This window comes from Ensifer sp. KUDG1 (assembly GCF_050434285.1).
GTDB lineage: Bacteria > Pseudomonadota > Alphaproteobacteria > Rhizobiales > Rhizobiaceae > Ensifer.
On the sequence record NZ_JBNDIG010000003.1, the window covers coordinates 80,378 to 100,023 of the forward strand.

15 protein-coding genes are annotated in these 19,646 nt (G+C 63.8%); 9 read left to right on the top strand and 6 right to left on the bottom strand.

Translation table 11 applies throughout. From position 1 onward, the window contains the following. The first annotated feature begins 23 nt into the window (after positions 1 to 23). The 3 genes from M2267_RS11035 to M2267_RS11045 all read left to right on the top strand — a co-directional run bounded on the left by M2267_RS11035 (position 24) and on the right by M2267_RS11045 (position 2,936). On the top strand, positions 24 to 977 hold the full coding sequence (locus M2267_RS11035) for an acetyl-CoA carboxylase carboxyltransferase subunit alpha (protein WP_034806530.1): 954 nt from the start codon (positions 24 to 26) through the stop codon (positions 975 to 977). 280 nt (positions 978 to 1,257) lie between these two features. Then, on the top strand, positions 1,258 to 2,700 hold the full coding sequence (locus M2267_RS11040; RefSeq protein WP_402325281.1) for a L,D-transpeptidase family protein: 1,443 nt from the start codon (positions 1,258 to 1,260) through the stop codon (positions 2,698 to 2,700). Beyond that, the gene (locus M2267_RS11045) at positions 2,700 to 2,936 is read left to right on the top strand and encodes a sulfurtransferase TusA family protein (RefSeq protein ID WP_429114627.1); all 237 of its coding nucleotides are present in this window, start codon (positions 2,700 to 2,702) and stop codon (positions 2,934 to 2,936) included. Before M2267_RS11040 ends, M2267_RS11045 begins: the two co-directional genes overlap by 1 nt. Positions 2,937 to 3,079: 143 nt before the next feature. Here M2267_RS11045 and M2267_RS11050 read toward each other — a convergent pair whose 3' ends face one another. Both M2267_RS11050 and M2267_RS11055 read right to left on the bottom strand, forming a co-directional pair. Beyond that, complete coding sequence (locus tag M2267_RS11050) at positions 3,080 to 4,240, bottom strand: CobW family GTP-binding protein (protein ID WP_429114629.1); 1,161 nt, start codon at positions 4,238 to 4,240, stop codon at positions 3,080 to 3,082. A 12-nt stretch (positions 4,241 to 4,252) separates the two neighbouring features. Beyond that, on the bottom strand, positions 4,253 to 5,323 hold the full coding sequence (locus M2267_RS11055; RefSeq protein WP_043617470.1) for a D-alanyl-D-alanine carboxypeptidase family protein: 1,071 nt from the start codon (positions 5,321 to 5,323) through the stop codon (positions 4,253 to 4,255). A 201-nt stretch (positions 5,324 to 5,524) separates the two neighbouring features. Here M2267_RS11055 and M2267_RS11060 point away from each other — a divergent pair, with 201 nt between their 5' ends. Both M2267_RS11060 and M2267_RS11065 read left to right on the top strand, forming a co-directional pair. Then, entirely contained in the window at positions 5,525 to 6,688 is a 1,164-nt protein-coding gene (locus tag M2267_RS11060) for a M20 aminoacylase family protein (protein ID WP_043617464.1), read from the top strand. A gap of 19 nt (positions 6,689 to 6,707) precedes the next feature. Then, a complete protein-coding gene (locus M2267_RS11065; RefSeq protein WP_043617461.1) occupies positions 6,708 to 7,172 on the top strand; it encodes an Lrp/AsnC ligand binding domain-containing protein in 465 nt (154 codons plus the stop codon). Positions 7,173 to 7,237: 65 nt separating this feature from the next. Here M2267_RS11065 and M2267_RS11070 read toward each other — a convergent pair whose 3' ends face one another. Then, complete coding sequence (locus M2267_RS11070; RefSeq protein WP_429114632.1) at positions 7,238 to 8,290, bottom strand: NAD(P)-dependent alcohol dehydrogenase; 1,053 nt, start codon at positions 8,288 to 8,290, stop codon at positions 7,238 to 7,240. Positions 8,291 to 8,507: 217 nt separating this feature from the next. Here M2267_RS11070 and M2267_RS11075 point away from each other — a divergent pair, with 217 nt between their 5' ends. Beyond that, positions 8,508 to 9,446, top strand: a complete 939-nt coding sequence (locus M2267_RS11075) for an AraC family transcriptional regulator (protein WP_429114634.1) — start codon at positions 8,508 to 8,510, stop codon at positions 9,444 to 9,446. Positions 9,447 to 9,475: 29 nt separating this feature from the next. Here the strand turns inward: M2267_RS11075 and M2267_RS11080 are convergent, their stop codons facing one another. Continuing rightward, positions 9,476 to 9,910, bottom strand: coding sequence for an Lrp/AsnC family transcriptional regulator (locus M2267_RS11080; protein ID WP_043617453.1), 435 nt, complete (start codon positions 9,908 to 9,910; stop codon positions 9,476 to 9,478). Between the two features lie 126 nt (positions 9,911 to 10,036). Between M2267_RS11080 and M2267_RS11085 the strand changes: the two genes are divergently transcribed. After that, positions 10,037 to 13,093, top strand: coding sequence for an aminotransferase class III-fold pyridoxal phosphate-dependent enzyme (locus M2267_RS11085; protein ID WP_429114636.1), 3,057 nt, complete (start codon positions 10,037 to 10,039; stop codon positions 13,091 to 13,093). A gap of 106 nt (positions 13,094 to 13,199) precedes the next feature. Then, the gene (locus M2267_RS11090) at positions 13,200 to 14,222 is read left to right on the top strand and encodes an amino acid ABC transporter substrate-binding protein (RefSeq protein WP_205237891.1); all 1,023 of its coding nucleotides are present in this window, start codon (positions 13,200 to 13,202) and stop codon (positions 14,220 to 14,222) included. Positions 14,223 to 14,321: 99 nt separating this feature from the next. Here M2267_RS11090 and M2267_RS11095 read toward each other — a convergent pair whose 3' ends face one another. Beyond that, positions 14,322 to 17,246 carry an aminotransferase gene (locus M2267_RS11095; RefSeq protein WP_429114638.1) on the bottom strand — a complete coding sequence of 975 codons (2,925 nt, stop codon included), beginning with the start codon at positions 17,244 to 17,246 and terminating at the stop codon, positions 14,322 to 14,324. Positions 17,247 to 17,361: 115 nt separating this feature from the next. Beyond that, entirely contained in the window at positions 17,362 to 18,105 is a 744-nt protein-coding gene (gene hutC, locus M2267_RS11100) for a histidine utilization repressor (protein ID WP_429114640.1), read from the bottom strand. A 136-nt stretch (positions 18,106 to 18,241) separates the two neighbouring features. Between hutC and hutF the strand changes: the two genes are divergently transcribed. After that, a complete protein-coding gene (gene hutF, locus M2267_RS11105) occupies positions 18,242 to 19,618 on the top strand; it encodes a formimidoylglutamate deiminase (protein WP_429114642.1) in 1,377 nt (458 codons plus the stop codon). The last annotated feature ends 28 nt before the right edge of the window (positions 19,619 to 19,646 follow it).

Below are 19,646 nucleotides of genomic sequence, written 5' to 3' on the forward strand. Positions count from 1 at the left end.
CAAAATGATCGGAAACGCATCTCATGCACAACTATCTCGATTTCGAAAAACCCATCTCCGACCTCGAAGGCAAGATTCTCGAATTGAAGAAGCTCGCCGGCGAAGACGAGAGCGTGAACACTTCGGATGAGATCGAACGCCTGGAGACGCGCGTCCGCGACGCGATGGTCGAGATCTATTCCAAGCTGACGCCGTGGCAGAAGACCCAGGTCGCCCGCCACCCCTCGCGTCCGCACTTCCTGGATTATGCAGCAGAACTCTTCACCGAGTTCACGCCACTTGCCGGCGACCGCAACTTCGCCAATGACGACGCCATCCAGGCCGGCCTTGCGCGTTTCCGCGGCATGCCGGTCGCCGTTCTCGGCCAGGAAAAGGGCAACGATACGAAGTCGCGCATCAAGCACAATTTCGGCAGCCCCCGTCCGGAAGGCTACCGCAAGGCGATCCGCGTCATGGAAATGGCCGATCGCTTCGGCCTGCCGCTGATCACGCTGGTCGATACCGCCGGCGCCTATCCTGGCGTTAACGCCGAAGAGCGCGGCCAGGCGGAAGCGATTGCCCGCTCCACCGAGATGTGCCTCAACGTTCGCGTGCCGATCGTCACCGTCGTCATCGGCGAAGGCGGCTCCGGCGGCGCGATTGCGATCGCCACCGGCAACCGCGTCTACATGCTGGAGCATGCGATCTACAGCGTCATCTCGCCGGAAGGCGCTGCCTCGATCCTGTGGCGCGATTCCACCCGCGCCAAGGAAGCGGCCAGCAACATGAAGATCACGTCCGAGGATCTGAAGGCGCTCGGCGTCATCGACGGCATCATCCAGGAGCCCGTCGGCGGCGCACACCGCGACCCGAATGCGGTCATCGGTCGCACCGGAACCGTGATCGCCGACGCGCTCAAGGAACTTTCCGGACGCGATGGCGACCAGTTGCGCACCGATCGCCGGCAGAAATACCTGAATATCGGCCGTAATCTCTAAGCCTCAATCGGCAGTCCTTAGGCGGGAACGGGGCGAAAATCCCACGCCTTTCCCCTCGCCGGTCTCCATGGTCCGCGATTGCGGCAGCGTGTTTCGCAACTGCAAAGCGGAGTGTGGCCAAATCTTGGCCATATTCATGAGGTCATGAACAGCGCATCGGCAGGGCCACCCTGCAGGGTTAAGAATTCGTGAAGTATAATCGCTTAGTGATTCTCTAAAGGGCCCACCCTCGCGGACTGGGCTATCCTAGTCGAGTTTGGGTTTGAACGGGCCTCTGCTGATGCGTTTCTGGAACCTTTTAGCTTCCGCCGCCATTGTCGCCACACTTGCCGGCTGCACCAACGAAGCGCTGGATGCGACGACGTCGGTCGATATCAAGTCCGTCAAGAACAAGACCGAGTACCAGGTCTCTGCGCCGATGGTCAGAAAGATGACCGAACTCGGCATGCAGAAGCAGGCGCCGATCGCGCTGCGCATCTTCAAGGAAGAAGGCACGCTCGAGGTCTGGAAGGCCAACACGGCCAACCGTTTCCAGCTCTTGAAGACCTACAAGATCTGCGCCTGGTCCGGCAAGCTCGGCCCCAAGGTGAAGGAAGGCGACCGGCAGGCGCCGGAAGGTTTCTACCCGCTCTTCCCCCGCCAGATGAACCCCAACTCCAACTATTATCTGGCGATCAACACCGGCTATCCCAACGCCTACGACAAGGCGAACGGTCGCCAGGGCACGCACCTGATGATCCACGGCGCCTGCTCGTCGTCGGGCTGCTACTCGATGACCGACGAGCAGATGATCGAGATTTTCGCGCTCGCCCGCGACAGCTTCAAGGGCGGCCAGGAAAGCGTACAACTGCAAGCCTTCCCCTTCCGCATGACCGCGGAAAACATGGCGCGTCACCGCGACAACCCGAATATCGACTTCTGGAAGATGCTGAAGGTCGGTTACGACCAGTTCGAAGTCACCAAGCGTCCGCCGGAAGTCAACGTCTGCGAAAAGAAGTACGTCTTCAACCAGCAGGCCTCCGGCCCGTTCAATCCGGGTGGACAGTGCCCGGCCATGTCGACGCCGCCGGCCTTGCAGGTCGCCATGTCGACCTTCGAGAAGAGCTATCAGACCGACTACGACAAGGCCATGAAGAAGTATGACGGCATGGTCTGGTACGAGCCGAGCGAGGCCGAGCGCAAGGCGATCGTCGCCAAGCAGCGCGTCGGCCGCGAGCTCGCCTATGCTCCGACCGGCAACTCGCTTGACGCCGGCAAGATGATGAAGGCGAGCGATCTCGAAAAGAAGCTCGCCGATCAGAAGGAAGCGGAAGAAACCAAGGTGGCTGTCGAGCTCCAGAAGAAGGAACTCGAAAAGGCGACCGATGGCGGCAAGCACGTGCCCGTCCCCGCCGCCAATCCCATTCCGCAGCCGGTGATGCAGGCAGCCGTCGAAGAGCCGAAGAAATCCTTCTGGAGCCTGTTCTCGAAGAGCGAACCGGAATTGCAGATGCCGGCTCCCGTCGTCGTGACGCCGGACCAGCAGGCAACCGCCGCGCCGCAGGCGCAGCCGGCTCCGGCAACGACCGCAAAGCAGGCGAAAGCAGCGGCTCCCGCCGCCCAGCAGCAGGCCGCTGCCGTGACCACGGCAACGACGCCTGCAGCCGATGCGACCGCCGAGGCGCCGGTTCTGACGGAAGAGCCGCCGAAGAAGCGCCCGTTCTGGAAGATCTGGGGCAATTGATGCCGGACGAACAAAAGATCGTCTACGACCTGAGGGGGCTTAAATGCCCCCTTCCCGTTTTGAAGACGCGCAAACGCATGACTTCGGTGGCGCCAGGCGCTTTGCTTGAGATTACGACCACCGACCCGCTGGCCGTGATCGACATTCCGCATTTCTGCAACGAGGACGGCCACAAGCTCGAAGAGACCGCACCCGCCGACGGTGGCCACCGGTTCCTCATCCGCAAAGGCGTCTGAGACGCAGCCAGCCGCAACGCGGCTTGGCATGATTTGTATTCGGATTGCCTGCAGCCAGAATCCGGTCCGCACTTTTCCCGGAGCCTACCTCAAGGGCGCAACTCCGGACGGAAAACCGCTTCACACTTTTCCTGGAGCTTGCTTTAGAACCGCATGCCGGGAACGGCGAGCGGATTGTCGGACAACGCTTGGGCGTCTGGCCGGTCGATTCGCGGCTTGCCGGTAAAGGCATCGAAGAGATCGCGAACGAAGTCTTCCGTCAGCCCCTTGGTGATCAGCACCATGCGCGTGCGCCGGTCGTTCGGGTCCGGCCAGGCGGCAAGCCGCTCCGGCGTGTGGAAGACGTTCTGCACGCCGTGCAGCACAAGCGGCCGGTCCGGCCTGTCGGCAACCGCAACGATCGCCTTCATCCTCAAAAGCTTCTCACCATGCGCCGAGCGCAGCAGGTCGATGAACATGTCAAGCGCCATCGGCTCGATCGGCCGGTCGTGCACGATGCTGAAGGAACGGATGTCGCCGCCATGCCGCGTCACATCGTGATGGTGGTGATGACCGTGCCCATGATCATGGTGGTGATCGTGATCATGGTCGTGATGCTCGTGGCCATGGTCATGATGGTGGTCGTGGTGCGCCTCGTCCTGCAGCCAACGGCCGACATCGGCGATCTTCGACGACGGGTCGTAAAGGCCGCAATCGAACAGCTCCGCACGCCCTGCCTCGGCACTGTCGCCATCGATCAGCGGCGCGCGCGGATTGAGCGCGCGGATCCGCGCCGTCAGTGCATCACGCTCGGACGCTTCGGCAAGGCCGGTCTTGCTGATGACGATGCGGTCGGCAACGGCAACCTGCTTCAGCGCTTCCTCATGGTTGGCGATCGTCTGCAGGCCGTTGACGGCGTCGACGACGGTGACGACGCCATCCAGCCGGAAGTTCTGCGCGATGATCGGGTTGCCGATCACCGACTGCAGCACCGGCGCCGGGTCAGCAAGGCCCGTGGTCTCGATGACGACGCGCTTCAGCGGCTTGATCTTGCCGGTCTGCATGCGGTCCATGAGATCTGCAAGCGTATCGACCAGTTCTCCGCGCACGGTGCAGCAGAGGCAGCCGTCGGAAAGCTCGATGACCCCGTCGCTGGAAGCTTCCACCAGCAGGTGGTCGATCGAGACGTCGCCGAACTCGTTGATGATCACGGCCGTATCCGAGAGATCGGGATCCTTCAGCAGCCGGTTGAGCAGCGTCGTCTTGCCCGCACCGAGAAAGCCGGTGAGGATCGAGACCGGCACCGCCGACAAGGGACTAACCATCATGCACTCCGATCAGAAGGTCGGCCGCGGCACCGGGATCGGCACATTGGCGACATCGCCCTGGCCGGCCGGGTCGCCGGCAAGCTTCGGTGCCTTTTCGCCGCTGCCGGCGATGAGCCCGGCGAAGGCGAGCTTCAGCGGCCGGTTGATTTCGTGGATATAGGGCGAAAGCAGCTTCTGGCGGCCGGCCTCGTCGCGGCCTTCGCTGCGGACCTTCGCGGCCGCTTTCGAGCAGATCTGCTTGCTGACGTCGGCGACCATGTCGCGCGTCTCGCCATAGGGCGGGATCTGCACCAGCGACGGTTTGCCGTTGCCGTTGGTCGTCAGTGCCATCTGCAGGAGCCTTGCCGACTCGTCCGCACGCGCACCGAGGCTGTCCTCACCGAGCACGACCGAAACGACGCTGCGCCCCTCGCGGGTGGCGGAGGAAACCTGGTTGAAGCCCGAGGCGCAGATGAAGCCGGTCTTCATGCCGTCAGCCCCTTCGAAGCGGCCGATCAGCATGTTGTAGTTCGGATAGTCCTTCTTGCCGGTGGTAAAGCCTTCCAGCGAGAAATAGGAGGCGTACTGCGGAAACTCGCGCTTGAGCGTGATCGCCAGCACCGCAAGGTCGCGGGCCGTCGTGTACTGGCCGGGACCGGGCAGACCGTTGGGGTTGACGAAGTTCGAGGACGTCATGCCGATGCGGCGGGCCTCGGCGTTCATCCGCTCGATGAAGGCGGGCTCCGAACCGGCGACCGTTTCGGCGATCGCGACGGCGACGTCGTTTGCCGACTTCACCAGCATCATCTTCAGCGCGCTGTCGAGCGTCATCGCCTGGCCGGGCTTGTAGAACATCTTGCTCGGCGGCTCGGCGGCGGCGTTCTTGGTCATGACGACCGGGCTCTCGAGCGTAAGCTGGCCGGACTTGATGGCGCGGAAGGCCGTATAGGCCGTCATCAGCTTGGTCAGCGACGCCGGATACCATTTCTGGAAGATATCCTGGTGCTCGTAAACCTTCAGCGAATTGACGTCGACGACCAGCCTCGGATTGGCCGCAGCCGGCAGCGCCGCAAGAAGCGTGGCGCATGTCGCCGCCGTCACTCCGAGCGCCTTCATCTTGCCACGCGTGAAAAATCCTGCTGTCACCACGATAGGACCTCGAAAATCCGCTGTTGCCTCGTCTCGTCCGGCTATTTAGCCTATATGGCGAGGAGATGGCAAAGCCCATTCACGGGCAGTGATGCCAATCCACACCGATACGCAGATACAATTAGTGATCGAACAGACCGACAGGACGAAACGATGCCGATACTCAACCGTGCCGCCGAGCTCCAGAATGAAGTCACCGAATGGCGGCGCCACCTGCACAGGAATCCGGAGCTCCTGTTCGCGGTCGAAAATACGGCAGCCTTCGTCGAAAAGAAACTGAAGGAGTTCGGGGTTGACGAAATCGTGACGGGGCTTGGCCGCACCGGCGTCGTCGGCCTCATCCGCGGCAATCTCGGCGCGGGCCGCACCATCGGCCTGCGCGCCGACATGGACGCGCTGCCGATCACCGAGACGAGCGGCAAGGACTGGGCGTCCGAGACGTCCGGCAAGATGCATGCCTGCGGCCACGACGGCCACACGGCCATGCTTCTCGGCGCGGCGAAGTATCTCGCCGAGACCCGCAACTTCGCCGGCCAGGTCGCCGTGATCTTCCAACCCGCCGAAGAAGGCGGCGGCGGCGGTAACGAGATGGTCAAGGACGGCATGATGGAGCGCTTCGCCATCGCCGAAGTCTACGGCATGCACAACATGCCGGGCATGCCCGTCGGCCAGTTCGGCAGCCGCGTCGGCCCGATCATGGCTTCGACCGACGAGTTCACCATCACCATCAAGGGCCGTGGCGGCCATGCCGCCCAACCGCACAAGACGATCGACCCGATCGTCGTCGGCACCCAGATCGTGACCGCCCTGCAGACGATCGCGTCCCGCACCGTCGACCCGCTCGCCTCCGTCGTCGTCTCCGTCACCAAGTTCAATGCCGGTTTCGCCCACAACGTCATTCCGGAGGAAGCCGTGCTCGGCGGCACCGTGCGCACCCTCATGCCCGAGGTGCGCGAGATCGGCGAAAGCCGCATCCGCACGATTGCCGAGGGCGTTGCCCAGATCTACGGCGCGACCGTACAGGTCGCCTACAACCGCAACTACCCGGTGACGGTGAACCATGCCGACGAGACCGGCTATGCCTTGCAGGCAGCAGCCGAAATTGCCGGCGCCGGCAATATCCAGCCGTCGCTCGATCCGATGATGGGCGGCGAGGACTTCTCCTACATGCTGCTTGCCCGCCCCGGCGCCTTTATTTTCATGGGCAATGGCGACACGGCCGGGCTGCATCACCCCGCCTACGATTTCAACGACGACGCGATCCCGCACGGCATTTCCTACTGGGTGAAGCTCGCGGAAACGCGACTTGCCGCCTGAAGCACGGGTGGGAGGCTCCATGCATCAGATCGACAAGATTGACCGACGAATTCTCAACATCCTCCAGGCGGACGGCCGCATCACCAATCTGGAGCTGGCCGATCGCATCGGCCTGTCGCCGACCGCAACCAGCGAGAGGCTGCGCCGGCTGTTGAAGGAAGGTTACGTCTCGGGCTTCGGCGCGAGACTGGACCCGCAGAAGCTCGGCTTCGGCCTGCTGGTGTTCATCGAGGTCATGCTCGACAAGACGACACCCGACGTCTTCGACCAGTTCGCCGCCGCCGTCAAACAGGCGCCGTCCGTGCTCGAATGTCACATGGTGGCCGGCGGCTTCGACTATCTCGTCAAGACGCGGTTCGAGGACATGGCCGCCTACCGCAACTTCCTCGGCCAGGTGCTCTGGACGCTGCCGGGCGTCAAGGAAACCCGGACCTATGCGGTCATGGAAGAGATCAAGAACGACGGGCCCCTACCGCTGGTGTGAGCCTCTGCCGCAAACAAAAAAACGGCCCGGGATCTGCTAGGATCCCGGGCCGTCTGTTTTCCAACTTAGGCCGCGTCCGCCAAAGACGCCATGTCGATGACAAACCGATAGCGCACGTCGCTCTTGACGACGCGTTCATAGGCCTCGTTGATCTCTTGGATCCGGATCGTCTCGATTTCCGAGACGATGCCGTGCTCGCCACAGAAGTCGAGCATTTCCTGGGTTTCCTTGATCGAACCGATCATCGATCCGGAAATGCTGCGGCGCGCCGGCACCAGCGAGAAGGCGTGCACCGGCACGGCGTTCTCAGGAATCCCGACCAGCACGAAATCGCCATCGACCTTCAGCAGGCTGACATAGGCGTTCCAGTCGATCTCGGCCGCAACCGTGCAGATGATCAGGTCGAAGGTGCCTGCCAGCGCCTTGAAGGTCTCGGGGTCGTTGGTGGCGTAGTAGTGGTCGGCGCCGAGCTTCAGCCCGTCTTCCTTCTTGGAAAGCGTCTGGCTGAGAACGGTGACATCCGCGCCCATGGCATGCGCCAGCTTGACGCCCATATGGCCGAGACCGCCCATACCGACGATCGCGACCTTCTTGCCGGGACCGGCCTTCCAGTGGCGCAGCGGCGAATAGAGCGTGATGCCGGCGCACAAAAGCGGTGCCGCGGCGTCGAGCGGCAGGTTCTCCGGGATCGACAGAACGTAGCCTTCCTTGACGACGATGCTGTCGGAATAGCCGCCCTGCGTCGGCGTCTTGCCGTCGGCTTCGACGCCGTTATAGGTCACGACCAGACCCGGCATGTAGTGTTCCAGGTCGAGGTCGCGGGTGGCGCAGGTGGTGCAGGAATCGACAAAGCAGCCGACGCCGGCACGGTCGCCGACCTTGAACTTGGTAACCTTGGAGCCGACCGCCGTGACGATGCCGACGATCTCGTGTCCTGGGACCATCGGGAAAGCCGAGTTGCCCCATTCGTTGCGGGCCTGGTGGATGTCGGAGTGGCAGACGCCGCAATACTTGATCTCGATCACCACGTCGTCGTCGCGCGGTTCGCGGCGTTCGAAGGTGAAGGGCGTCAGCGGCTTCGACGCATCGGTCGCCGCATATCCTCTTGCAATGGCCATCAGTCTGTCCTCATTTTGGGAAAGGGTGCAGGTCCGGAGGGAGCCCGGCCTGACGCATCAGGACTATGAGGGTGCGCACGCTGCAAGCGTTAGAGCGATCCTGCAAAGTTTTTGCACGATCCTACAAGATTGACGGCGGCATCCTGGAGATGGCACGTCGAGACCCTATCTGAGCGTTGCCTCACACGACGCTAAGCCGCTGGAAAGACCTGAGATTATGACAGCCACGCGACAGACTGCCCGCCCCGACATGATCGGCGTCATTGCCCGGTTTGCCAAAACCGACGGCGATCACATGACGCAGATTGCCGGCCTGAGCCTTCATCGCCACGGCGGCGATGCCCCGGTCAATTGCTCCGCCTACCGGCCGAGCCTGGCGATCATCGTGCAAGGGGCCAAGCGCGTGGTGCTCGGCGAAGAGACGTTGATCTACGGCGCCTCGGATTATCTGCTGACGTCGATCGACCTGCCGGTTCTGTCCCAGGTCTGCCAGGCCTCCGCAGAGGAGCCCTATCTCAGCATGGCCTTCACGCTCGACCCGGGCAAGATCCAGGCGCTGCTTGCGTCCCTGTCGCAACTGCCGGCACCCGCCACCTCCGTGCGCGGCATGAGCGTCAGCAAGATCACTGTCGAACTCGAAGACGCGGCCCTTCGGCTCTTGCGCCTGCTCGAACGGCCGGACGATATCCCGGCACTCCTGCCCCTGATCGAACAGGAGATCCTCTATCGGCTTTTGACCGGCCCGCATGGCCACCGGCTCAGGCAGATGGCGACGACCGACAGTCAGCCGCATCAGGTCGGCCGCGCCGTCGCCTGGCTGAAGGAACACTACTCGCGACCGCTCAGGATCGACGATCTCGCCAACCGTGTTTCCATGAGCGTCTCGTCGCTGCACCATCACTTCAAGGCGATCACCGCCATGAGCCCGCTGCAGTACCAGAAGCAGCTGCGCCTACAGGAAGCGCGGCGGCTGATGCTGGAAGAGAGCCTTGACGCCGGCGATGCCGGCCATCAGGTGGGCTATGAAAGCCAGTCGCAGTTCAGCCGCGAATATGCCCGCCATTTTGGCGAGCCACCGATGCGCGACATCGGCCGGGTCCGCCGCTCGCTGCTCGAACGGCTTGCGCCGCAGGCGGAGATGCTGAGCGAAGGCTGACGAGGCCCCCCAGTTCCGCTCGCTGCGGATCAACTCCGCTCGATATCTCTTCTCAGCACGATGGAGGTCGTCAGGTCCTCGACATTGTCCATCGTCGCCACTTCATTGCGAAGCTCATTGAGCGCATTGATCGAGCCAACCTCGACCTCGACGACCAAATCCAGCTGGCCGCTGACGGAGGATACCTTGCGTACGGTGGAGAAACCGGCAAGCCGGTCGAGCACGCCGATCGATGGCGTGCGCTTCAGGGTCACCAGCAGGAAGGCCTGGATGGTGCCCTCGTCCAGCTGGCCGATATCGGCGCGATAGCCGCGGATGACGCCCGCCTTTTCCAGTCGCGTGACCCTCTCGGTCGTCGCACTCCGGGAGAGCCCGATCCGGCCTGCCAGCGACTTCATCGGGATCCGTGCCTCCTGCGACAGGATGCTGAGGATGGTGCGGTCGATCGCGTCGATGTCCTGCATGTCCCCTCCTCCGTGCTCGCCGACAAGATGACGGTTATTATAAACATAGTGCCGGTGCAACCGGCATATTGCCGGATGCATCCCCTCGCCGCTCATGCAAATCTTCTCATCGAGATGAGGATCCCCATGAACGATATGCTGAAGACCACGCCCGACTTTTCGACCGAAGCGGCAGCCGCCCTGCTGAAGGAGCATTATGGCCTCTCCGGCACGCTCTCGCTGCTGGCCAGCGAACGCGACCAGAACTTCAAGGTCGAGGCTGAGGACGGCAGCATCTCCATTCTGAAGATCGTCAATGGCGCCGAGCCCGAAGTCGAAAGCGATTTCCAGACCGCACTGCTCAGCCACGTCGGCACCCATGCCGCCGACCTGCCGGTGCCGCATATCCGGCCGACGCTGTCGGGAGGGAGCCTAGCTTCGACCACGAGCGCACGCGGCGTCACCCACCGCATACGGCTCGTCAGCTGGGTCGAGGGCCTGCCGCTTGCCGAAACCGGGCGCAGCGATGCGGCGCTCCAGTCGCTCGGGCAGATGCTCGGCCGCTTCGACGCATCGCTGAAAGGTTTCATGCATCCGGGCGCGCTGCGCGATCTCGACTGGGACATCCGCCACGCCGGCCGTTCGGCTGACCGGCTGCATCACGTCGCTTCCGCCGAAGAACGCGCGCTGCTCGAGCGCTTCCTTGTCCGCTTCGAAAAGTCCGTGGCGCCGCGCCTTGCGACCCTTCGTGCCGCCGTCATTCACAACGACGCCAACGACTGGAATGTGCTGGTCGATAAAGTCGACCACGACACCATTTCCGGCCTGATCGATTTCGGCGACGCGCTGCATGCGCCTGTTATCGCCGAGGTGGCGATCGCTGCTGCCTATGCCGGGCTCGACCATCCCGATCCGATCGGCGCTGCCGCTGCCATCGCCCGCGGCTTCCATGGCGAATATCCGCTGGCGGAAGAAGAGATCGACCTGCTCTTCGATCTCATCGCCATGCGCCTCGTCACGTCGGTGACGATCTCGGCGTCCCGCCGCGCCCACACCGAGGACAATCCCTATCTGGCGATCAGCGAACGCCCGGCCTGGACGCTGCTGCGCAAGCTCGACCGGATGAACCCGCGTTTCGCGACCGCCATCCTGCGGCATGCGTGCGGCTTCGAGGCAACCCCGGGCGCCCGTGCCGTCGCCGCCTGGATCCGCGAGAACCGCAAGACGCTGAAGCCGCTGCTCGCACGCCCGGCCGCCACCTACCCGGCAGCGCTCGTTCCCTATGGCGACCCGCAGCATCCGATGACCGTGAAGTCGGCAGCCGAACAACCGAATGAAGCCCAGGCGATCTGGGAAGACTATTGCCGCACGCACGGCGTCGAACTCGGCATCGGCCCCTTTGGCGAAGAACGCACAGTCTATGCCGGCGAGATGTTCGTCTCGCGCTTCATCGACCACACCCGCCGCACCCGTCATCTCGGCCTCGACCTGTTCATGGCCGCCGGCACCAGGCTCTACACCCCGCTTGCCGCCACCGTTGTCAGCGTCGAGATCGAGAAAGACCCGCTCGGCTACGGCTGCCTGATAGCCCTTCGCCACGAGCCCGAGGGCTGCCCGCCCTTCGTCACGCTCTGGGGTCATATGGCGCACGAAGCGATGGGACGCATCAAGGCCGGCGACCGGCTGGAGGCCGGCGCGCTGGTCGGCGAGATGGGCGCTCCGAAGGAAAACGGCGGCTGGGCGCCGCACCTGCATCTGCAGCTTTCGACCGACACCAGCCTGACGGCGACCGAAATCCTCGGCGTCGGCGAACCGCAGTTTCTCGACGTCTGGGCTGAACTCTTCCCGGATGCGCGCACCTTTGCCGGCATTGCCGAGGAATTCTACGAGAAGAAGGGCCGCTCGCACGAGGAGATCGTCAGAAGACGCAAGGAACTGCTCCTGCCGAACCTCTCGATCTCCTACGACAAGCCGATCAAGTTCGTGCGCGGCGAAGGCGTCTGGCTGATCGACGACAGCGGCCGCGCCTATCTCGATTGCTTCAACAATGTCTGCCACATCGGTCACGCCCATCCGGCTGTCGTCGAGGCGATGGCCAAACAGGCGGCGATCCTCAACACCAACACCCGCTACCTGCACGACAACATCGTCGCCTATGCCGAGCGGCTGACGGCAACGCTGCCGAAGGAATTGACGGTCGCCGGTTTCGTCAACAGCGGCTCGGAAGCCAACAGCCTGGCGCTCAGGCTGATGCGTGCTCATACCGGCCGGGAAAATGCCATCACGCTCGACTGGTCCTACCACGGCACAACCCAGGAACTGATCGACATCAGCCCCTACAAGTTCCGCCGCAAGGGCGGCAAGGGTCCGAAACCGCATGTGCATGTGGCGACCATTCCCGACAGCTACCATGCGCCGGCGGAGTGGCCGGCCGAGGAACACGGCAAGCGCTTCGCCGAAAGCGTCGCGGAGCTGATCGCGGCGATGAAGGCCAAGGGCGAAGGTCCGGGCTTCTTCATCGCGGAATCGATCCCGAGCGTCGCCGGCCAGGTGTTCCTGCCGGAGGGGTACCTCAAGGAAGTCTATCGTCTCGTGCGCGAAGCCGGCGGCGTCTGCATCGCCGACGAGGTGCAGGTCGGTTTTGGCCGCGTCGGCAGCCATTGGTGGGCCTTCGAGGCCCAAGGCGTCGTGCCTGACATCGTCACCATGGGTAAGCCGATCGGCGACGGCCATCCGCTCGCAGCCGTCGTCACCACCCGCGAAGTCACCGACAGCTTCAACAACGGCATGGAGTACTTCAACACCTTCGGCGGCAACCCGGTCTCCTGCGCCGTCGGCCTCGCCGTGCTCGACGTGATCGAGGGACAGGATCTGCGCGGCAACGCGCTTTCGGTCGGCAACTATCTGATGGATGCCTTCCGCGCCATGCAGGCGCGTTACGAGGTCATCGGCGACGTGCGCGGCATGGGTCTCTTCCTCGGCATTGAACTCGTGACCGATCGCAAGACCAAGGCGCCAGCAACCGAATTCGCCCGCGCCGTCTCCAACGGCGCCCGCCGCCGCGGCGTGCTGATGGGCACCGAAGGTCCGCATGACAACATCTTGAAAATGCGCCCGCCGATGATCTTCTCGAAACGCGATGCCGATCACCTGCTCGCCGTGCTCGAAGAGACCTTCGCGGACGTCGCAAGGACGCTCGGCTAAGGCCGGGTCGAACAGCAGAACAACCAGATGCAATGACCGAGGTGCACGACACGCATCCCGGCAACGAAGACGCATGTCCTAAAACAAGAGAAGAGGAGAACAGGAAATGAAACTCGGAGTGAAACTTGGAGTTCTGGCATTGGCGAGCGCGGCGTTTCTTGCCGGCACCGCCGCCAACGCCGGCATGCTCGACGTCATCAAGGAACGCGGCGAGCTTCGCTGCGGCGTCAGCCAGGGCGTGCTCGGCTTTTCCGCGCCCAACGACAAGGGCGAATGGACCGGCTTCGACATCGATTTCTGCCGCGCAGTGGCCGCTGCAGCGCTCGGCAATCCCGACAAGGTGAAATACGTGCCGCTCTCGACCAAGGAGCGCTTCACCGCTTTGCAGTCCGGCGAGGCGGACCTGCTTTCGCGCCAGACCACCTGGACGCTGTCGCGCGACACCGATCTCGGCATGAGCTTCGTCGGCGTCAACTACTATGACGGCCAGGCCTTCATGGTGCGCAACGACCTCGGCGTGAAGAGCGTCAAGGAACTCTCCGGCGCATCCGTCTGCACCGAGACCGGCACGACGACCGAGCAGAACATGGCCGACTATTTCGGCGCCAACAACATCCAGTACCAGGTGGTCGCCTTTGAAAAGGCCGACCAGACGATCCAGGCTTTCAACACCGCGCGCTGCGACGTCTACTCGACCGACGCTTCGGCGCTTTATGCCCAGCGCCTGACGCTGAACGACCCCGATCGTTTCGTCGTTCTGCCGGAAGTCATCTCCAAGGAGCCGCTTGGCCCGGCTGTCCGCCAGGGCGACGATCAGTGGTTCAAGATCGTGCGCTGGACGCTGTTCGCACTGACCGAGGCGGAAGAACTCGGCATCACCAAGGACAATGCCGCCAAGCTCATCGAAAGCGGCACGACCGCCCAGAAGCGCTTCCTCGGCATTGAGAACGAAGCGGGCAAGTCGCTCGGCCTCGATCCGAAGTGGGCCTATCAGGTGGTTTCTGCCGTCGGCAACTATGGCGAAGTCTTCGAACGCCACCTCGGCAAGGACAGCCCGCTGAAGATCGATCGCGGTCTCAATAAACTCTGGAGCCAGGGCGGCCTGATGTACGCCCCGCCGGCACGCTGATCCGCAAGGGGCAATTCCGGCAAGTCTCCGTTCGGAATTGCTAGACCCAAGGAAAAGCGCCAACGAGACGCCGCGGCCCTCCCCGCGGCGTTTTCGCTTTTACCAGCCTTCTTCCAGCACGCGGCCCAGCATGTCGGCGAAGAAGTCGGCGCTCTCGCGCGACAAGCAGAGCGGCGGCTTGATTTTCAGCACGTTGAGATGATCGCCGGTCGGCTGCATGATGACGCCGAGATCGAGCAGGCGGTCGCAGATCGCCGCCGTCTCTTCGGTTGCCGGCGACAGGGTCTCCCTATCGCGCACGAATTCGACGCCGAGATAGAGCCCCATGCCGTGCACCGCGCCGATCAGCGGGAAACGCTGCCCGAGCGCTTCGAGCCGCGCTTTCAGATAGCCGCCGACCACCTGTGCGTTTTCCGGCAGCCGTTCCTCAGTCAGGATATCGAGCACCACCTGCCCGACGACCGAGCTCACCGGGCTGCCGCCCGAGGACGAGAAGAAGTATCCCTCCTTCTCCAGCGCATCGGCGATCTCGCGGCGGGTGATAACGGCGCCGAGCGGATGTCCGTTGCCCATGCCCTTGGCGACCGTAATGATATCGGGCACGACACCCTGCTCCTCGAAGCCCCAGAAATAATCGCCGAGCCGGCCATAGCCGACCTGCACCTCGTCGGCGATGCAAACGCCACCACGCGCCCGCACCATCGCATAAACAGCGTCGAGATAGCCCTTCGGCAAGGGAATGCCGCCGGCATTGCCGTAGACCGGCTCGCATATGAAGCCCGCGAGCTTCTCGTCCGCCGCGTCCAGTTCGGTCAGCTTCTTGACGACGGAGCGCACATAGCTGTCGGTCGTGTCGGCGCCGCGGAATTCGCCGCGATAAGTGTTGGGCGCGGTGACCGGATGCACCCAGGCCGGGCGGGTTTCGAGCGCCTGCGGATTGTCGGCGATCGAGGTCGACACCGCATCGCTCGCGACCGTCCAGCCGTGATAGGCCTCGAGCAGGCTCACGACATTGCGCGCGCCGGAATAGGCCCAGGCAAGCCGCAGTGCCAGGTCGTTCGCCTCCGAGCCGCTGTTGACGAGGAACACCGTGTCGAGCCCATCCGGCGCGAGGGCGGCAAGCCGCGTCGAGAATTCGGCGACGGAGGCATAGTGGAAGCGCGAATTGGTGTTGAGCAGCGACCATTGCCGCCCGACCGCGGCGGCAAGCCGGGGATGCCCGTGGCCGAGAATGGTGACATTGTTGACCATGTCGAGATAGCTGCGGCCCTCGATGTCGAACAAATGGTCCTTCCAGCCGCGCTCGATCTGCGGCGGTTGCCGGTAATAGTTCTTCTGCGGCCTGGCGAAGTGCTGCTGGCGGCGGGCGAGCAGTGTATCGCTGTGCGGCTCGGGCCCATCGCATTCGAAGCCGAGGATGCCGGCCGGTGACGGGCACAGGTACTTCCACGCCGCCGCCTGATGCGGCATGGCGAAAAGGGGCGGCACGACACCATGCTCGCGGCAAAGCTGGACACGGATCAAGCCGTAGGACTTCTGTTCGCCGGAGACGACGCCGAGCACAGCGCCGGCAACAATAGTCTCCTCAAAATCGCCGCCGGCCTGCACGCCCTCGAGAAACAGGCTCACTTCGGCCCCTTCGAGCACCAGCAATCCATCCTGCCGGACGATACGAGCGGCAAAGGGAGCGACAATCTCGCGCCCGGCCTCCAGGCAGATATCGACATGCAATGCGAAGGTGGCATCGGGCTTCGGTGACCGCAGCTGGGTCTCCGTCATCCGGTATTCGCCGTAGCGCGTCGTCGCGATGCCGATTGCGTGCGCGGCGTGCTGCAGCAGCGAGATCGGCAATCCCTGGTGCTGCCAGCGCTCCTCCGGCAAAAGCGGGCTCAGGATCGAGAGGTCGATCTGGCGCACGTCCGTGGGGCCGAGCCCCGGGATCAGGCTCTCACCGGTCACCCGGGCCGAGACCGGCGCGAAGCCGACGGCCGAAAGAATGGCGTGCTCCATCAACGCCGAAGGCACCGACGAGGCGACCTCGAAGATCTCCCGCTCATGCGCGGCATTGCCTTCGACGTAAGCGTTGTCGGGCTCGCGAGAGAGCTGGTGCTCGGAGCTTGCGACCAGCACCGCAGCGCGCGCGACGATAAGCGGCCAGAGAGCCTTCAGTTCCACCTCGGTCAACGGGCATGCCGTATGAAACGCCTTGACCGCGGGCAGGATGAACCAGGGGTCGCCATCCGCATGATGCAGCAGCGAGGCGCAGGTGACGGCGAGTTCGGCGACCAGCCAGCCATTGAGGATGTCGCCGAAATCGATGACGCCGTCTGGCATCGCCCTGCCGGCCGCGTCGGGCCGGCTGACGACGTTGTCATCGGTGACGTCATGGTGGATCGCCTGGGTCCTGAGGCCAGGGGTGAGTGGCTGCAGCCGCCGCATGGCGCCGACCATGACTTCCGCGATGCGCTTCTTGCGCTGCTGGTCCGCCATATCGGTAAGCAGATGCAGGACGACGGGGCCGGCGCGCCTGAGATCCCATTGCAGTTCCCGCTCGAGCCCCGGATGCTCGAAGTCCTCCAGTGCCGACGCGAGCTGGCCCGCCAGGCCGCCGAGGGCAGCCACGGCTTCGCGCGACAGATGTTTGCGCCGGGTGAGCGGTTCGCCTTCGAGATAGCTGAGCAGGCGAATGCGATAATCCGCGCCGCGGACGGTGACGCTCTCGATCGCCTCGCCCTTGAGAGAGGGCACGACTTCCGCAACGCGTGCGGTCGGCAGACGGTCGCCGAGATGCCGCAAGGCCGCATTCTGCGCTTCCAGTTCCAGCGGCTCGTATTCCGCCCGGCAGATTTTCAGAACATAACGCCGCTCACCCGTGTCGAGGCGGTAGTTGCGGTCCTGCTGGCTGCCGAGTTCGCTGATCGTGCCCGACAGGCCATAGTGTTCGGCGAGTAGCGAACGCGCCTCCTCGGCTCCGACATCGGGTCTCGGGAGCTCGGTGCGAAGCTTCAGCGCGTCCTCAACCATGGTCTCGTCATCCTCCCCTTCGGCGGTCGATCCTCCGAATCGACCGGAATGTTGTCGAGATTAGAGCGGGATCAAGGAAAAGATGTGCGGTTTCCCGTTTACACCCACCCGCAGCCTACTGCGACATGCCTTCCAGCCGATAGCGCGTGCCGGGATAGAGCAGCCGCGCCGTCGTCACATTGCCGGCGTCCGACCAGGTGCGGCGCCGGATCATCAGGCACGGTTCGTTGCGGTCGATGCCGAGCAGCTTGCATTCCCAGAGCTGCGGCGCCACCGCCTCGACGATCTGCTCGGTGCGGGTGATCGGCGCCATTGCGGTGAGATAGGCGTTCGGCGTCATCGCCTGGAAATCCTGTTCCAGATAGCGCGGGCAGATCGCCGGATTGACGAAACGATCCTCGATCTGGATCGGCAGGCCGTTTTCCGAATGCACCATGATCGAATGGAAGACGCGGGCGCCGGTGGCAAGGCCGAGCGCATAGCCGATGTCAGGCGTCGCGACCTCTTCCTTGAGCAGCGTCATCAACGACGTATGGGCGTGGCCACGTTCGTGGATCTCGTCGGCAATGTTGCGCACTTCAAGCAGCGCGGTGCTGCCCTTGTGCGCCGCCACGAAAGAGCCGACGCCCTGCACCCGCGTGATCGCGCCTTCGGTTGCCAGTTCCCTCAGCGCCCGGTTGGCGGTCATGCGGCTGACGCCGAGGTCGGCGACGATTTCGTTTTCCGAGGGGATGCGATGATGGGCGGGCCACTCGCCGCTCTCGATGCGGCTGCGGATGAACTGCTTGACCGCCTCGTAGCGCGGCACCGGGCCGTCTTCGAAAGCGATCGTCTCGTTCCGTTTTCCCAGTGCCGTCATCAACTCAATTCCCGCCTTTCCGCGCCGCCGAACAAATCGTGCGCATTCGCTCTCGAATCTTTTCGTTCATTTCACGCTTGCGCGCCAGCGTAAAATATCTATAGTTCCATATACAACTACGTACAGGAAAATGCACATGGCTAGTTTTCCCGTCAACCGGATCTTTGCAGAGCGGGCTCTCCTGCCCGGCGGCTGGGCCGAAAACGTCGCGATTTCGCTCGACGCTGCCGGTCGCATTGCGGCGATCGAAACCGGCGGCGCCGCCGCTGGTAGCGACGAGCGCACGGCAGGCCCGCTGATCCCGGCGATCGCCAACCTTCACTCCCACGCCTTCCAGCGCGCCATGGCCGGCCTTGCCGAAGTGGCGGGCAGCGGCGACGACAGCTTCTGGACCTGGCGCGAGGAAATGTATCGCACCGTCGGGCTGGTAAACCCTGACGATGTCGAGGCGATCGCCGCCAAGCTCTACATGGAAATGCTGAAGGGCGGTTTCGGCCATGTTGCCGAATTCCACTACCTGCACCACCAGGCCGATGGCACCCCCTATGCCGACCCGGCCGAGATGTCGCTGCGCATTCTCGCTGCCGCCCGCACCACCGGCATTGGCCTCACGCATCTGCCTGTCTTCTACGCCCACGCCAATTTCGGCGGTGTCGAGCCCAATCCCGGCCAGCGCCCGTTCCTGCACGATCCCGATCGCTTCCTGGCGCTCCTGCAGCGTCTTCAGCCGCTATGCCGTGACGCCGGCCATACGCTCGGATATGCCATCCACTCGCTCCGTGCGGCGACGCCCGAGGAAATGCGTATCATCCTTGATGCCGCACCCGTTGCCGGTCCGATCCACATCCATGTGGCCGAGCAGACCAAGGAAGTCGACGACAGCCTCGCCTGGAGCGGCCGCCGCCCGGTCGAATGGCTGCTCGATGAAATGCCGGTCAATGAGCGCTGGTGCGCGATCCACGCAACGCATCTGACCGAAAGCGAACGCCAGCGCCTGGCACGCTCCGGCGCGGTTGCCGGCCTCTGCCCGGCGACCGAGGCCAATCTCGGGGACGGCATCTTCCCGGCGGTCGATTTCATGGCCGAAGGCGGCGTCATCGGCGTCGGCACCGACAGCCATGTGGCGACCAGCGTTGCCGAAGAACTGCGGCTGCTCGAATACGGCCAGCGGCTGCGCGACCGCCGCCGCAACCGGCTCGCGACCGGCCCCGGCGCCTCGATCGGCCGGACGATTTTCGACGCTGCCCATAAGGGCGGCGCCCAGGCGGCCGGCCAGAAGACGGCCGGCATCACCGTCGGCGCGCGCGCCGATTTCGTCGTGCTCGACGGTAGCAATCCCTACATCGCCGCCGCCACCGACAACCAGATCCTCGACCGCTGGCTCTTTGCGCTCGGCGGCGAGACTGTCCGCGACGTCATGGTCGCCGGCGCGTGGAAGATCCGGAACGGACGCCACGACCGGGAGGACGATATCGACCGCGCCTTCGCGCGGGTGCTGATGAAACTGAAGTAATCGTCAAAGCCAAAAATCAAATCAGGGA

Bases quoted from the DNA above. Each gene is read 5' to 3' on its own strand.
- M2267_RS11035 (WP_034806530.1), top strand. From the start codon at position 24: ATGCACAACTATCTCGATTTCGAAAAACCCATCTCCGACCTCGAAGGC.
- M2267_RS11040 (WP_402325281.1), top strand. From the start codon at position 1,258: ATGCGTTTCTGGAACCTTTTAGCTTCCGCCGCCATTGTCGCCACACTT.
- M2267_RS11045 (WP_429114627.1), top strand. From the start codon at position 2,700: ATGCCGGACGAACAAAAGATCGTCTACGACCTGAGGGGGCTTAAATGC.
- M2267_RS11050 (WP_429114629.1), bottom strand. From the start codon at position 4,240: ATGGTTAGTCCCTTGTCGGCGGTGCCGGTCTCGATCCTCACCGGCTTT.
- M2267_RS11060 (WP_043617464.1), top strand. From the start codon at position 5,525: ATGCCGATACTCAACCGTGCCGCCGAGCTCCAGAATGAAGTCACCGAA.
- M2267_RS11065 (WP_043617461.1), top strand. From the start codon at position 6,708: ATGCATCAGATCGACAAGATTGACCGACGAATTCTCAACATCCTCCAG.
- M2267_RS11070 (WP_429114632.1), bottom strand. From the start codon at position 8,290: ATGGCCATTGCAAGAGGATATGCGGCGACCGATGCGTCGAAGCCGCTG.
- M2267_RS11075 (WP_429114634.1), top strand. From the start codon at position 8,508: ATGACAGCCACGCGACAGACTGCCCGCCCCGACATGATCGGCGTCATT.
- M2267_RS11080 (WP_043617453.1), bottom strand. From the start codon at position 9,910: ATGCAGGACATCGACGCGATCGACCGCACCATCCTCAGCATCCTGTCG.
- M2267_RS11085 (WP_429114636.1), top strand. From the start codon at position 10,037: ATGAACGATATGCTGAAGACCACGCCCGACTTTTCGACCGAAGCGGCA.
- M2267_RS11090 (WP_205237891.1), top strand. From the start codon at position 13,200: ATGAAACTCGGAGTGAAACTTGGAGTTCTGGCATTGGCGAGCGCGGCG.
- M2267_RS11095 (WP_429114638.1), bottom strand. From the start codon at position 17,246: ATGGTTGAGGACGCGCTGAAGCTTCGCACCGAGCTCCCGAGACCCGAT.
- hutC (WP_429114640.1), bottom strand. From the start codon at position 18,105: ATGACGGCACTGGGAAAACGGAACGAGACGATCGCTTTCGAAGACGGC.
- hutF (WP_429114642.1), top strand. From the start codon at position 18,242: ATGGCTAGTTTTCCCGTCAACCGGATCTTTGCAGAGCGGGCTCTCCTG.